Origin of the sequence: Aquibacillus saliphilus (assembly GCF_020404745.1) — a bacterium.
GTDB classification, from domain to species: Bacteria; Bacillota; Bacilli; order Bacillales; family Amphibacillaceae; genus Aquibacillus; species Aquibacillus saliphilus.
Genome location: NZ_JAIZAP010000019.1, coordinates 14,667 through 30,457 on the forward strand (window position 1 = coordinate 14,667; position 15,791 = coordinate 30,457).

The following is a 15,791-nucleotide window of genomic DNA, read 5'->3' on the forward strand; positions in this document are numbered from 1 at the left end:
ATAATAATAATCCTGAATGGAAACAACATTGAAAGAAGGGTGGTTGTTCGTGTCATGGAAAAAAACCTAGATCCATTAGGAAAACCTTTAACAGAGTGGACAAAGGAAATACCAGTGCTAAAGGACATCATCGCATTAAAGCCTATTGTTTGGAACAATCCCTTGGTAAACATGGATAACTTAGTAACTGTCGATGTAACTAAAGAGGATATCCTTGATGCAACGTGGAGATGGCGACGATTTGCTCCTTATTTAAGTGCTGTTTTTCCGGAACTAGTAGAAACAGAGGGCATGATTGACTCTCCTTTAAAAAAGATTGATTCGATGAAAGAAACCTTAGCCGGTCACTATCATCAACCATTCCTAGGTGATTTGTATTTAAAATGTGATAATGAGCTACCAGTTGCAGGTTCGATTAAGGCACGAGGTGGGTTTTATGAAATTTTAAAGTATGCCGAAACAATTGCAATCGAGAATGGCATGTTGTCTGTTGAAGATAACTATCAGATATTAAGTGAACCTAAGTTCAAAGAATTTTTTAGGCAATATTCAATAGGGGTTAGCTCAACCGGAAATCTTGCTCTAAGTATCGGTATTCTTAGTGCTAAGATGGGCTTCAACGTCAATGTGTATATGTCAGCAGATGCTAAGCAGTGGAAAAAAGACCTTCTTCGTACAAAGGGAGTAAACGTTTTTGAATCCAGAGGTGATTTTAGTGCAGCGGTTATGGAAGGTAGAAAACGAACCAACGAGGATCCAAAAGCGTATTTTGTTGATGATGAAAATTCAAAGGATCTATTTTTGGGATATAGTACCGCTGCCCTTCAATTTAAAGAACAGTTAACCGAAAAAGGAATAACGGTTGATGATCAAAACCCTTTGTATGTCTATTTACCATGTGGAGTAGGCGGAGCACCAGGTGGTATTACGTTTGGTTTGAAAACTATTTTCGGGAAAAACGTACATTGCTATTTAGTCGAGCCAACACATTCTCCCTCTGTTCTTTTAGGATTGTTAACAGGAGAACATGAAAAAGTTAGCGTGAATGATTTTGGGATTGATGGTTTGACGGAAGCGGACGGCCTAGCGGTTGGCAGGCCATCGAAATTTGCTACAAAGGTTATTGAACGGTTGGTTGATGGGATCTACACGATTGAAGACGACACCTTTTTCAAGCTATTAACACTACTGAGTGATTCCGAACAGGTAAAATTAGAACCATCTGCAACCGCCGGATTGCTAGGTCCTATTCTAGTCGCCAAGCAAAAGGATTTACCGGAAAAAGCAACACATATTGCTTGGGCAACAGGAGGAGCACTCGTTCCTACAAAAGATATGGAAGAGGCATACCAAAAAGGTAGAACGCTACTTCAATAGTACCTGGATTTCGGAGTTTAGGCGAATAAGCTGGAATTTGGGGCGAATCTTTGCCTTTTTGAGGCGAATAAGTCGATGTTTGAGGCGAATAAGTGCCACTTTAAGGCGAATCCGACAAATTTTCAGGCGAATGCCAAAGTAGGCACTGATTCGCTTGGTGTGAAATTCCTATTAGATGAACAAAAGAACAAAAAGAGGATCAGTTAAGCAATCTGCTCCCCTTTTTTTACAATAATAATTAGATTTAATAGAGCATATCGACAAAACGCAGCCATTCATCAAAACTAATTAACCTAGTGCTTGTAAGAATCTCTTCAGCATCTGGTTTCTTTGCTTGGACTTTGACTTTTCATAAATGGTTTTAAATTGTTCTGCTTCATTTCTGTTGTAACCATGTGATTTAAGCTCCAGTTGAAGTTGATTATATAATTTATAAAAATGCTTGTCGGTGTTATTCTCTAATTGGACGGCGATGTCTTTGTATTTAGTGTAAAAATGTGAAAAGGATATTTTTTCATCATTTTGTTTCTTCTGCTTGTACTCGTTGTAAGCTTCGTCCATCAGGTTATCTAATTTGTTGTTTACGTCCACTTCCAACTTTTTAAATTGATGTTGATAATCGTCTTTGATTTCTTGTATAGTCGGTGCTGCAGTTGCGACTGGTTTTGGTTGATTATTAAACCAGTTACTACTGAGCTGTTTCATTTCAAGTGTGGAGTTCTTTGTCAGCACTGCTGAATTCTTAAGCATGATTGATTGATTTAATGAAATGATGCTGGTTAGAAAAATTACGATTATCGTTGTTACTATTATTTTCCACTTCATATAAAAATCTCCTCATATAAAGTGTTTCTCTAGGGAGGGTATTTATGCAGTAATTACATCCCTTTACTACTAAATAAATATACTGCTATGGCTAAATTGTTTTAAAGAATTTAACTGTCTGAGATGCAAGGCGGTATTCTTAAATCGCGTTTGCACCACCACTAGTATCCTTTCCATGAAATTTCCCTCTAGCTCCATTACGGTCGATGAAGGGTCCTGTTAGTAACAGGCTCGCATCAAATGCAGAAGCAGTATGTCTTGGATCATTAAGCAATGGATAATTCCCACTTTTTAAAAGAGTTGGTGGAATTGATGAGCAGTTTTTTGCAAACTTATTTTCTTCTTGGAGGATAATTGCATATTGCATTTGTTTTTGGATCTCTCTTGCCGTATTGCCCATTGGATAATGGTTTGTTTTTAGCAGTTTTTTAGCTAGCTTAATTGCTATTTGTAATTCGTTTGTGCCGCTTTTGTATTTGGAGCTTGGAATTAGAAACGATAGGCTACCAGCAATGATGATGAAAACTAGAAATAGTGCTGTCGCTGTCGTCATGGACAGGAACACACTTAATAAAAATATTTCAGCAAAAAGAATAGCCATTAGGACTTTATGACATTTGAAAAATAAGACAATGCTCCCAAAAATGGTGAAGAACGTAATTACCGAATATTGAATACCACGGCTCCATACGTCGAAGAAGACAAAATAAGTTAACAACCCCAGTGTTATGAGCACGAGTGAAAAGGAAAATAAATGATACGGAAGATATGGGCTGTTAACCTCTTTAAAGGGAGGTTGTTCTTCGACAAGCTGACGCCACTTTACAAAGTTCTGGTTAAATGTTTTTATCGATTTTCTTTTGTTAGGAGTTGCCATTGATTCGAGTAGAAAGTAAGCTCCGTCTTCATCCTGATTAGTAAAGAGCCAGTTTTTTAAGTATTGGTCGCTTTCGGCAAGTTTCGCTTGTGATCTTCTCCAGGTGAAGCGAAACGTATTTCCTGCATTTAGCTCCGACGGGACATCAGAAATAGAAATCAATCCGCGTTGGTGTAAGGAGAAAACGCCGGCAATGACGTCTTCTTCTGCCAGTTTTCCATCATTATCCACATATTTAACAAGCAATGGATCGGTCTTTTCCATCGAAGACAGAAGAGCCTCTTTCAGTGTTGTTCCTTTCTTTTTATTAGGACGAAAATAAAATAGTCCAAAACCAGCTAATAAAGTAAGTATCATACTGATAACCACTAACCAGGTTTTGCTATTAAAGTTTTCCTCTATATTTTGATAACGCCACTGCAAGGAACTTTCTGAAACTAGTACGTTTTTTATATTGGTTGCTTGATCCACTGGGCGGCTGGTTAACTCATTTGCTGGAAAAAGCAGTCTGAATGGATAGGACTCTGATTGTGACACGAGATCATGCTGGTAATGAATACGACCATCCGTTTTCTTTTGGCTTGGTTGTTTGTGACTATGAAAAAAGAAATGCGTATCATCAGATAGCTGATTTGAAGGTGTGTAAAGGTTCACCGTTACATTGTGTAAATCAGTCTGGGTTGTGTCGAAGAAAGAGTAGCTAAAATCAGCCATGTCATTATGTTTTGTTACTGCCCCGTCAATGGTATAACTATATATAATCTGTTTTGGTTGATAGTCTGAAACGAAATTGACGTGGTACTCTTCGTGATCTTTATCCACTTTTAATGGTTCTAGGTTTGCTGTTTTCACCTCTGCATTTTCAAGTCGGTCTGATGCCACGTATGCTTGGAAATTTTCTATATTTGATGCCATCTGCCGAGTTACCTTTTGATTGGAGTCATTAAATGTATAGCTGTATAGCTCCTTGACATGGATTGTTCCATCTTCGGCAATCTGCGCCTGAATATCTACATCATCGATCGTAAAGGAGTTATCTTTATTCGAACAGCTAACTAGCGTAAATAGAATTGGAAGTAGAAAAAGAACGTAACCTATTTTCCACAATTTTAATCACCCTCTACAGATTCTAGGATGGATTTGGAATTGTTTTAACTACTTGTCCAAACACATCTACTTTATATTTATGATGAGTAAACTAGTATCATGTGTAGTTTTTGAATTTAACCACGAGGTTCTCTAAGTGGAAAAAAGTATCCCTAGGTATAATAGTCGATATGCTAGTCTACCCGATACAATTGACTGTAGGTAGCCAAAAAATACATTAAAATTTTGGAGGACTAGTGAATGATAAAAGCTATTGGTTTATTTATTGTTACGCTTTTTTTAAGTGGCTGTTTTGGTGGAGACGATGGTATTTCTATTCCGCTTGGTGAAGATGGAGAAAGTATTTCTGTTGGTGGCAATGAAGAAGAAGGCTTTTCTTTTGAGGCTGAGAATGCGGATGGGGAGAACTTTTCGCTCAATTCATCAACTGAAATACCTGAAGAATTTCCAGCTGAGATTCCTCTTCCTGATGACTACGAATTAATCAATGCAATGAAAATGAGTGACAACGGCGATGAAGCGGTAACTGTTTCGTACCTAACTGAGACATTGTCAGTCGATGAGCTCGTTTTATTGTACAAAGGTTTTGTTGATGAGAGCGGGTATGAAAGCACTAGTGAAATGATAACAGATGGCTATAACACCTTGAGTATGCAAAATGAGAACGACGTGATTACTATCAACATTATTCCTGATGAAGATAAAAAGCAGGTAACGGTTACAATAAGCTACTTTAAATCGACGAAAAACAAGGAATAGTTGCAGTTAGTTGAACTCAAAAAACATGAGGGAAATAGATAGTGGCCTGAAAAAATAAGATGTGAAAAGGGTGGAGTAGTCAATCGGAATTGGTGCTCGGGTGTCTAGCTCCAGCGCCTATCCTCCTGAGGTCTTAAGTCGAGCATCTTTGTGACAAAAAGCAACACATAGAGGCTTGATTTAAGCTTGTCGAGGATAAGAAGGCGTCTGCGCTTTTCTTATTTGAAAATTTTGGGTGAAAGTTTAATGCAAAATAACTAGATAAGTGTGTAGAATTGTCGGATAAGTGTAATATAATGTAAATATATAGTATAATAGTCACCAATTAACTTATTTCTGAATTTTTACAAAATTATGAATTTTATACAATACACTTCATAGATTTACCCTTTAGTTGGAATTTTATGTAGGAGGAAGAGTATGGCGAGTGAGCAGATATTACTTGTTGATGATGATAAAGATATGCGAGACCTTTTGGAACTTTTTTTGAAAAAGAATGGTTTTACTGTTTTTGCAACGTGGGACGGGATTGAGGCAATCGATATCGTCGATAAAAATGAAATTGATCTGATTATTTTAGATATAATGATGCCTAATCTAGATGGCTTTGAGTTGTGCCAAATCATTCGAAAAAAAACAGAGGTACCAATCCTGTTTTTTAGTTCAAAGAATGAAGATATCGATGAAATAGTGGGTCTTGGAATTGGTGGAGACGACTACATACCTAAAACGACTAGCATGCCTGTAATTGTTGCGAAGGTAAAAGCACATTTACGTAGAGCCCGTGTACACCAACACGAGCGACCATTTTCTAAACTGTCAGAACATGAAATTATCTACCCTGGTTTAGTAATTAAGTTAGAAAGTGCACAGGTTTTTGTAAACGGTTTTGAAGTGAAATTGTCTGCAAAAGAATACCATTTATTGTGCTTAATGGCACGTAACCCTGGGCGTGTATATAATGTGGAGCAATTGTTTGACTTAATTTGGGATGAAAATAGTCTAGGAGATTATCGTACGGTAATGGTCCATATTAGCAATATTCGAAAAAAAATTGAGATAAGTCCAGAAAATCCCAAGTATCTACAAACACTGCGTGGAATCGGTTACAAATTTAATGGACTTTTAGATCAGTAGATTTCTTTTTTAGTTCTTTTTGCTCTAGAAAACGACGTACTTCAGTAGTAGTTAATCCAGCTTTTTTTGCCAACAACATTAAATCTAGCCAATCCTCATCATAATGGCGGTGAGGATTAGTTGAATTTTTATTACTCAATTTCATTCCCCCTTGTCTCCTATCCCAATCATAGCCGATCAACTTAAAGTCGAGTTAAAGTTTTGTTAAATTTCACATTAAATTTAAATAAGAAGAGGGTGATTCTTTGCTTAAGTTACCAGGTTATCAAGTAGTAGATAAGCTGATTGAAAATAAATTATGGACACTGTATAAGGCTTACTCAATAAGCGATCAGAAAGTAGTAGGTATTAAGAAAATAAACAAAGATACAAAACGACCCCAAAATCATGCTGAAGTTGTCCATGATTTCCATGTTACAAAAGAATTGGCAAGTAACTTTGTGCTTCAACCGATAAAACTGGAGAGATACGGGAATCAGATCTATTTAGTGACGGAATTGTTTACTGGGGTAACTTTAGCAGATTTGCTAAAGCAATCGAGTTTACATGTAAAGGACTTTTTAAAGGTAGCAATTCGAATTTCTAGTATTGTATCGATGCTACATCAAGCACATGTTATCCATAAATCCCTTCAACCTCAGAATATTCTCCTAAATCATAAAATGGATGACGTTAAATTAACAGGATTCCATCAATCTACGCATCTTTCAACAGAGACACAATATCCAAATGAAAGTCCTTTTCAGTTAAAAGAACGTGTTTTTTACATGGCACCAGAACAGACAGGCCGGATGAATAGATTTCTGGATAATCGAGCTGATCTCTATTCGTTGGGAGTTATTTTCTATCAACTTGTAACAGGAAGGCTGCCATTTCAAGCTGAGCACCCTGCTGAGGTAATTCATGCCCATTTAGCTAGAGTACCAATCGCTCCTAGCGAGATAGATGACAACATTCCAACAACTATTTCAACTATAATTATGACACTTTTAGAGAAAATGCCAGAATCTCGGTATCAAAGTGCTGGGGGCTTAAAGGAAGATCTAGATACATGTTTACGTCAGGTTAACGAGTTTGGAGAGATTAGTCCATTTAAGTTAAAAGAAAAAGACACTGTAAGATTCGATGAAAGAGCAAGTAGGTTATATGGTAGAGAAACAGAAGTTAATCAACTAATCGAACAATTTGACCGTGTTAGAAATAACGGATCGGAGTGCTTATTTGTAAATGGTCCTTCAGGTATAGGCAAGACAGCGCTCATAAATGAACTACATAAACCATTAGTTCGTGAAAAAGGGTATTTTGTTTCCGGTAAGTTTGTACAGTTAGAGAAAGAAATACCGTACGCCCCGATAATTCAAGCGTTTCAAGGGTTGATGAGACATATTATGTCTGAAGGCGAAGAGAGTGTTGAAAAATGGGGTCGAATGGTTAAACAGGAGTTAGCTCCTTATTCGGCAGTAATTGCTAATTTTATTCCCGAAGTGAAATGGTTAATTGGTCCTCAAGCTGAGGTGCCTGAGTTACCACCTGGTGGCGTACATAATCGGTTTAGACAAGCCATTAGAAAATTTGTCGGCATCTTTGCAAAAGAGGAACATCCCCTCGTTTTGTTTCTTGATGACTTGCAGTGGGCGGATGATGCTAGTCTTGATTTAATTGAACACTTGGTAACAACCACAGACAAACAACATTTACTTGTTATTGGCTCCTATCGTGACAACGAAATCTATCTTGGTCATCCCCTTGAATTAATGTTGAAAAACTTAAAGTCAAAAGAAGTAGCAGTTTCTCATATTCAAGTTGATCATTTGAGTAATCAACACATAGGTGAGTGGATTAAAGAGACGCTGTCTATTAAAGAATCAGAAGCGGTATTTTTAGAGGATCTCATTTTTCGGATAACACAAGGAAATCCATTTTTTATTACACAAGTATTTCAGTCACTTCAACATGAGGGGATTATTTCTTATGACTCGGTTGAAGAAAAATGGAACCTTCATATAGAATCTTTAAAACAGATTCCTATTAATGAAACAATCATTGATTTTATATTAAAAAGAATTAATAGATTGCCTGAAGAAACAATCGTTACACTGCAACTTGCTTCGTGTTTTGGTAATCGGTTTGACCTTAGCTCGCTAGCAAGAATTACCGGAAAAAGCTATCATCAACTAGCTGTAAATCTATGGCAAGGGTTAGAGGAAGGGTTAATTGTTCCGCTAGATGCAAGTTACAAATGGGTCTATCCAAATGAAAACTTGACCCTCTTGGATGAACATCCGCCAATCTATTATTTTTTACATGACAAGGTTCAACAAGCCTTTTATATGCGTTTATCTACCAAGGACCGGGGAGAAAATCATTTGCAGATCGGTTTGGAACTTTTAAAGCATTATGATAGCCAAGAAATTGAGGAACATATTTTTGATTTTGTTAACCATTTGAACTATAGCCGGCACCTGTTACCTAACCAAAAAAAGCTTGAACTAGTTAAATGGAATTACTTAGCGGGAGAAAGGGCGAAAAATAGAGCGGCAAAGGAGTCAGCACTACATTTTTTTACAATAGGAAAAGAGCTACTACCAGAAGCGAAATGGGATAAAGTCCATTATGATGCAACATTTAAAATTATGATTGGACTTGGAGAGTCACAATATTTGAACCATCTATTTGAAGAAGCGGAAGCGACATTTGATGAAACACTTGGACATGCGAACTCAAATCTTGAAAAGCTACGTATTTATGATTTGAAAATTATGTTATATACCCACATTCATCAGGTTGAAAAAGCAACAGAGGCTGGACTTGACGGATTAAGCCTATTCAATTGGAATTTCAAACGAAACCCAAACAAGCTGGATATTGCAAAAGAATATATGCTGACGCAAATTGCGCTTAAGCAGAAGAAGAATGTGGATTTACTAAAACTCCCTACGGTAAAAGATAAGGATTTAAAGTTAATTATGCGAACTTTAATTAATACAAATGCACCAACGTATCATTTCAATCAAAACCTAGCAACGATCTTAATGTTACGGGCACTCAGGTTGACTCTTAGGCATGGGGATATGGATATAACTGCTCTTGTTTACAATAATTATGCGCTGACATTGAGTGCAGGATTTAATGATTATGATGTCAGTTATCAATTTGGCAAACTAGCAATTGAGCATGTTGAAAAATATCAGGATAATAGCTTAAAGGCAAGAGTATATTTTGTATTTGCTAGCTTTGTAAATCATTGGAAAAAGCACATTAGTTATAATCTTGAGTATTTAGAACGATCGCAGAAGTTATGTATTGAGTCGGGTAACCTTCACCTTGCAGGCGCAAGTAGTGCATTTATCGGTTTGATTCTTTTTATTAAAGGAGAAAATTTAGAAGATGTATCAGATGGAATTAAACGCCAAATTGATTTTGCAAATCAAAATGAATACGCACTATCCAATGATTTTCTCGGTGAAGTAATCAACTGGATTGAAGTTTTAGCTGATAAAGATAAAAAGGTGATCTGGAACTTTCCAACATTTACTGACGACCCATCCGCCGTTATTATTCACTATACAATTAGACTGCAAATGACTTATTTGTTTAAGAATGAAGAACAAGCGTTGACTATTATGGAGAAACTAGAATCGCTAGTTGACGACATACTCATTCTTGTGATTGCACCTGACTACTATTTTTATCATGCATTGTGGTTGGCAAAATTTATGCAAAAAGGATCGCTATCAATCAACCAAGGAAAAGCGAAAATCAAAAAAAAGCTTGCCAAATTGGAAAATTGGGCAAATCATTCGCCAACTAACTATTTGCATAAGTATTTACTAGTAAAAGGTGAATTGGCACGTGTTGAAGGAAATAACGAGGCGATTCACCTATACAACAGGGCCATTCGTTTGGCGGAAGAGAATGGTTACATGCAGGATGCAGCACTAGCGAGTGAGTGTGCAGCAAACTATTACCTAGATAAAAACTTACCAAAATCAGCTAAGACCTATTTGGTCGATGCCTATCATAGCTACCGGTTTTGGGGAGCAAAACGGATTGCTTATGATATTAGTCAAAAGCATCCAGAACTCCTCGGAGAATCTAACCAAGAAACGGCAGCAACGATTGAAATGGAAAACCAATCATTAGATATTAATACTATTTTCGAGGCAGCTGGGGTTATTTCTGGAGAGATAATCTTAACTAAGTTGCTTAAGAAGTTAATGCATATTGTGCTAACAAGTGCTGGAGGGGAGCATGCTCATCTTTTCCTAACAAGAGACGGGGGACTTCAACTCGCTGCATCAAGTTATATGAACGGGGATGTGCTAGTTCATGAGAACAACGAACAGTCTAGTGACCTAAGGAATTATTCTGAACCACTTGTTCATTATGTTGCTCATACGAAAGAAGCAATTGTGTTAGCTGATGCGGCGAGAAAAGGTGTGTTTACAGAGGATCGATATATTAGTGAGAAACTGGCTAAATCAGTACTTTGTCTGCCGATAATCTACCAGCAAAATGTAACTGGGGTATTATACTTAGAGAACAATCAGGCCACTGATGTATTTACAAACGATAGTATTGCCCTTCTTACCATGTTAGCATCACAAGCAGCAACATCGATTGAGAATGCCTATTTATATGCCAATTTAGAAGATAAAATAAGTAGTCGAACAATGATGTTAAATGAGGCAAATCGAAATCTTACCGAAGTGAATAAGTCGCTGTTTGAATCGGAACAGCTAAGAAGTAAGTTACTATCCAATATTTCCCATGATCTACGTTCGCCAATTGCGACTATACAAGGATATGTTGATGCTATCTTAAATGGATTAGTCGATAACTCTGAGCAGCAAATGAATTATATACATGTGATTAAACGGCGAATCACATTATTAAATAATCTTGTTCAAGATTTATTTGATTTAGCTCAGTTGGAATCTGGAAATACTTCTTTTTCAATGGAAATTGTACCAGTTGATCAGTTGTTCAACCAGTTATGCAGCCAATTTGAATTAGAAATAAATAAAGCCGGTCTAAATTACCAGTTCGAAATTGACCCCTATAGTGAAGAAGACTTTCCAGTGGTCGAAGTAGATATTCAACGGATTGAGCAAGTGTTGGATAATTTAGTATCAAATGCAATAAAAAATTCCGAAAAAGGTACAATCCAAATTAGCTTGTCATTAGAAAATACTAGTGAAGCGATATTTTCAGTGGAAGACCAAGGTAGTGGAATTAAAGCATCTGAGATCGCTTATGTATTTGATCGTTTTTATACGAACTATAATCAAAAAAAACAACAAGGGCATGGGTTAGGACTATCAATAGTTAAGGAAATTATCGAAGCCCATAACGGAAAAATTTGGGTTAATAGTAAAGAAGGATCCGGAGCTACATTTAGTTTTTCGCTAAAAGTATTTTAACCGTGCGATGGGGCTGTAGGCTAAAGGGGAGTTTAATTAAGGAATGTTTAGCAGGATTTTTAAAAACTTTTTAAAAAAGAAAGAATTATCTAAATAATCTGTTGACACTTTGGATATAATCCATTAGAATTACACTAGTCTTTCAGAAAGATAATTAACTATTTAATTTATAGCTATAATTGTTTGATAATTTAATAAATAAATCTCTTATAAAGAGTGGCAGAGGGACAGGCCCTGTGAAGCCCGGCAACCGTTTTTACTTATGTGAAAAAAGGTGCTAATTCCTGCAAAGCAACTAAGTTGTTTTGAAAGATGAGAGAGGATAATTTGTCTTTTTTAATTGATAAAGCCTCTCCATTTTTACGGAGAGGCTTTTTATTTTATTCATCTATCCTAAGGGGGTGTAATAAGCGTAAGGGTCAAGGCGATTAGCAATTATTTGTATTTATCCTATTTGTAAATGAAACAGATAAAAAATAAAACAGTAGAGGGAGATAAATAATGAAAAAAATACTAGGGTTATTATCAGCAGTTCTTTTATTAACAATAATTACAGCGTGTGGTGGGGATGAAGAAACACAAGCATTAAGTGAAGATAAATTAAAAATTGGTGTAACTGCTGGACCGCATGAAGAGATTATGGAAAAAGTGAAGGAAGTTGCAGCGGAAGATGGTTTGGAAATTGAAATTGAAGTAATCAGTGATTATATTACACCAAATACAGCGTTAGCTGAAGGTGATCTTGACGTTAACAGTTACCAGCACAAGCCATTTTTAGACCAAATGGTAAGTGATCGTGAGCTTGACCTTGTCGATGTTGCTCCTACAGTAAACTTCCCAATGGGTTTTTATTCAGAACAGATTACTGAAGTAAGTGAATTACAAGAAGGCGATAAGGTTGGACTTCCAAATGATCCTACTAATGGTGCACGTGCGCTAATCTTGTTCGAGCAAGCAGGCCTGATTACATTGAAAGAAGATGTGGGTGCAAATGCTTCAATAAAGGATATTGAAGAAAATAAGGTAGGCGTAGAGTTTATTGAACTAGAAGCTGCTCAAATTCCTCGTCAGCTCGGTGAATTAACAGCTGCGGCAATTAATACCAACTATGCAATGGAAGCAGGATATGTTCCAACAGAAGACGCGATTGTCATTGAGCCAGGAGATTCACCATGGGTAAATCTGATAGTTGTTCGCTCTGAAAATAAAGATGATCCAGTTGTCGACACGTTAATAAATGCGTACCATTCCGATGAAGTTAAACAGTTTGTTGAAGATAACTTTGGAGGATCAGTAGTTACATCTTGGTAATAAGATATGGTATGAGTCGCGAATCGCGGCTCTTCCTTCTTTTTTAGGAGAGGAGAGATTAAAGTGATAAAAATCAATCATTTTTCAAAGACATATAAAACTAAAAATGGTCAAATTGATGCCTTAAAAGATGTTTCGCTTGAGGTTCAAAAAGGTGAAATTTTTGGCGTGATTGGCTATAGTGGGGCAGGGAAAAGTACATTAATTCGTTGTGTCAATCTACTTGAAAAACCGGACTCTGGTACGGTAAGTATTGATGGAACTGACATTACCTCACTATCTGCTGCTGGATTATTACAAGCAAGAAGGAAAATTGGCATGATTTTTCAAGGGTTCAATTTACTTAAAACAGCAACTGTTTATGATAATATTGCGATTCCGTTAAAGCTAACAGGTGTACCAAAAAGTGATATAAAGGAACGTGTTGACCGTTACTTGGCTATTGTAGGTCTTACCGATAAACAAGATGCTTTCCCAGCACAATTATCTGGTGGACAAAAGCAGCGTGTTGCGATTGCAAGAGCACTTTCTCATGAACCGGATGTATTGTTAAGTGATGAAGCAACCAGTGCACTTGACCCGGATACAACGGATTCGATTCTAGATTTACTGTTAAAAATTAATAAGGAATTTGGTATCACGATTTTGTTAATTACACATGAAATGCATGTTATCCAACGCATATGTGATGGTGTTGCTGTAATGGAAAATGGGGAAATCGTTGAACAAGGGGAAACAATTGAAGTATTCACAGCTCCAAAGCATGGAACAACCAAAAAATTTGTTAACAGTATCTTCAATCATCAACTCTCAGATGACGTGATTGGGTCTTTAAGCGAGACTGGCAAAATTATTTCTCTCAAATTCACTGGGCACTCCTCAGAAGAACCAGCATTAGCTGTGGTTGCTAAGAAATTTGATGTCTATCCCAATATTTTATCTGGAAATATTACGCAATTAAAAAGTGAGCCTTTTGGAAGTTTGCTTGTTCATTTTAAAGGAGAAGAAAGTGAAACACAAAAAGCAATTAACTTCTTAGAAAATCAAGGGATTCAAACAGAAGAGGTGATGAAGTATGAGCAAGATAAACGCATTTCTTGAGGAATGGACTCCGTACTTATGGGAAGCACTTATTGAAACGTTTCAAATGGTTTCGATTTCGCTAATTATTTCAGTGCTTATTGGACTACCGCTTGGTGTGTTACTCGTTTTAACAAGACCAGGCAAGAGTCTTGATAACAAGTATTTACTCGGATTTTTAAACGTCATCATTAATATTATTCGATCTGTACCTTTTATCATTTTATTGTTCTTCATTCTTCCATTTACTAAATTTATTGTCGGCACAACCATCGGAGTCCAAGGTGTAATTGTTCCGCTCGTTGTGTTTACGGCACCATACATTGCCAGACTGATGGAAAATTCTCTGCTTGAGGTTGATCGAGGAGTACTCGAGGCCTATGAAGCAATGGGAATTAAAACGAAGGATATTATTTGGAATGTTATGGTTCGTGAAGCAAAGCCGTCCATTATCTTAGGTTTAACGATTGCCACGATTGGTTTAATTGGTGCCACAGCAATGGCAGGTTTAGTTGGGGCAGGCGGTTTAGGAGACTTGGCATATCGTTTTGGACACCTGCGCTACGAGCCTAGCGTTATGTATGTAACTGTAGCGATATTGATTATCCTTGTTCAAGGTCTGCAATCAATTGGTAACTTTGCTGCTGCGAAACTTAAGAAGGATTAGAGGTGGATTTTGATGTCGAATGAAATTAAAAGTCCAATTTCATCTAGTGAAAATAGCAGTTTAATTTCACCCATCTATCGTTATTCTGATTTAGAAATACAAGCTAAAAAGTATCTTAGTCATCATGTTTTTACGTATATCAATAGTGGGTCAGGCAACGAAGAAACGCTAACTAGTAACGAGCAAGCATTTAAAAAATGGAAAATACTGCCCGAGTTTTTAAATGACGTATCAACGCGTGATTTATCTGTATCACTATTAGGCGATACATTTAAGATGCCATTTTTGCTCGCGCCAGTTGGTCATTTGGGTGCAGCCCATCCAGACGGGGAATTAGCCGTTGCTAGAGCCGCGAAAAAAAGACAAGTGCCTTATGTCGTGAGCACTGTTTCAAGTTATTCGTTAGAGGAGATTGCAGGTGAGCTTGGCGATTCACCTAAATGGTTCCAGCTGTATTGGAGTACGGACGAAGAGTTGACGGTTAGTTTCGTGCAAAGGGCAGAAAAAGCTGGCTATTCTGCATTAGTCATTACAATTGATTCGCCCGTATTAGGGTTCAGGGAAGCAGATTTAACGAATCAATTTTTCCCTGTCCGTGAGGGATTCGGCTCTGGAAATTATTTTAAAGATCCGATCTTTCGAAGTCGTCTTGAGGAATCGCCAGAACAAAATAGGGCAGCTGCAATTGAAGAGCTACTTAAGATTACCTTTCAGCCGAAGCTATCATGGGACGATCTTGCATTTATTAAAAAACATACCAATCTACCAATTATTCTAAAAGGGGTTTTGCATCCAAACGATGCTAAAAAGGCAATGGAATATGGCGTTGAAGGCTTGATTGTATCAAATCATGGTGGCAGGCAACTAGATGGTGTGATCTCTTCACTAGACGCGCTACCGGGAGTAGTTAAGGAAGTGAACGGTCAGATTCCTGTACTTCTTGACAGTGGTATTCGTCGAGGTCCCGATGTGATAAAAGCGATTGCTTTAGGCGCTGATGCTGTGCTACTTGGCCGCCCATACGTTTATGGCCTCGGCATAAACGGCGAAGAAGGTGTAGCAGAAGTGCTTGATCATTTTCTGACTGACATCGACATCTCACTTGCAACAGCAGGAAAGAGAACAATTTCTGACCTTGATCCCAGCTTGTTGGTACGTGAATAAGTAAATAGATAGAATAAAAGGAAGAGCATCGTTTATGGTGCTCTTCCTTTTGTTCAGAGGTAAG

At 37.3% G+C, this 15,791-nt stretch carries 11 protein-coding genes and 1 riboswitch; of the genes, 8 read left to right on the plus strand and 3 right to left on the minus strand.

The genetic code is table 11. The features are described 5' to 3' along the window. The first annotated feature begins 54 nt into the window (after window positions 1-54). Entirely contained in the window at window positions 55-1,377 is a 1,323-nt protein-coding gene (gene dsdA, locus LD272_RS17115) for a D-serine ammonia-lyase (protein ID WP_226037822.1), read from the plus strand. A 288-nt stretch (window positions 1,378-1,665) separates the two neighbouring features. On the opposite strand, the gene LD272_RS17120 is transcribed toward dsdA, so the two are convergent. Both LD272_RS17120 and LD272_RS17125 read right to left on the minus strand, forming a co-directional pair. Continuing rightward, on the minus strand, window positions 1,666-2,202 hold the full coding sequence (locus LD272_RS17120; RefSeq protein ID WP_226037823.1) for a hypothetical protein: 537 nt from the start codon (window positions 2,200-2,202) through the stop codon (window positions 1,666-1,668). A 139-nt stretch (window positions 2,203-2,341) separates the two neighbouring features. Further along, the gene (locus tag LD272_RS17125; protein WP_226037824.1) at window positions 2,342-4,186 is read right to left on the minus strand and encodes a DUF2207 domain-containing protein; all 1,845 of its coding nucleotides are present in this window, start codon (window positions 4,184-4,186) and stop codon (window positions 2,342-2,344) included. A 240-nt stretch (window positions 4,187-4,426) separates the two neighbouring features. Between LD272_RS17125 and LD272_RS17130 the strand changes: the two genes are divergently transcribed. Next, window positions 4,427-4,945 (plus strand): hypothetical protein, encoded by a 519-nt coding sequence (locus tag LD272_RS17130; protein WP_226037825.1) that lies wholly within the window; start codon window positions 4,427-4,429, stop codon window positions 4,943-4,945. A 420-nt stretch (window positions 4,946-5,365) separates the two neighbouring features. Further along, the gene (locus LD272_RS17135) at window positions 5,366-6,082 is read left to right on the plus strand and encodes a response regulator transcription factor (RefSeq protein WP_226037826.1); all 717 of its coding nucleotides are present in this window, start codon (window positions 5,366-5,368) and stop codon (window positions 6,080-6,082) included. Here the strand turns inward: LD272_RS17135 and LD272_RS17140 are convergent. Beyond that, entirely contained in the window at window positions 6,060-6,221 is a 162-nt protein-coding gene (locus LD272_RS17140; protein WP_226037827.1) for an anti-repressor SinI family protein, read from the minus strand. The genes LD272_RS17135 and LD272_RS17140 overlap by 23 nt on opposite strands. Before the next feature lie 106 nt (window positions 6,222-6,327). Here LD272_RS17140 and LD272_RS17145 point away from each other — a divergent pair, with 106 nt between their 5' ends. From LD272_RS17145 to LD272_RS17165, 5 genes are all read left to right on the plus strand, one after another. Then, window positions 6,328-11,505: an ATP-binding sensor histidine kinase gene (locus LD272_RS17145; RefSeq protein WP_226037828.1), complete on the plus strand. Its 5,178-nt coding sequence runs from the start codon at window positions 6,328-6,330 to the stop codon at window positions 11,503-11,505. A gap of 204 nt (window positions 11,506-11,709) precedes the next feature. Further along, a riboswitch (SAM riboswitch) is annotated at window positions 11,710-11,824 on the plus strand. Between the two features lie 182 nt (window positions 11,825-12,006). After that, window positions 12,007-12,816 (plus strand): MetQ/NlpA family ABC transporter substrate-binding protein, encoded by an 810-nt coding sequence (locus LD272_RS17150; protein ID WP_226037829.1) that lies wholly within the window; start codon window positions 12,007-12,009, stop codon window positions 12,814-12,816. Window positions 12,817-12,879: 63 nt separating this feature from the next. Next, the gene (locus tag LD272_RS17155; RefSeq protein ID WP_226037830.1) at window positions 12,880-13,917 is read left to right on the plus strand and encodes a methionine ABC transporter ATP-binding protein; all 1,038 of its coding nucleotides are present in this window, start codon (window positions 12,880-12,882) and stop codon (window positions 13,915-13,917) included. Continuing rightward, complete coding sequence (locus LD272_RS17160) at window positions 13,892-14,563, plus strand: methionine ABC transporter permease (protein WP_226037831.1); 672 nt, start codon at window positions 13,892-13,894, stop codon at window positions 14,561-14,563. The genes LD272_RS17155 and LD272_RS17160 overlap by 26 nt, the downstream gene beginning before the upstream one ends. Before the next feature lie 12 nt (window positions 14,564-14,575). Beyond that, window positions 14,576-15,727 (plus strand): alpha-hydroxy-acid oxidizing protein, encoded by a 1,152-nt coding sequence (locus LD272_RS17165; protein WP_226037832.1) that lies wholly within the window; start codon window positions 14,576-14,578, stop codon window positions 15,725-15,727. Window positions 15,728-15,791: the final 64 nt, after the last annotated feature.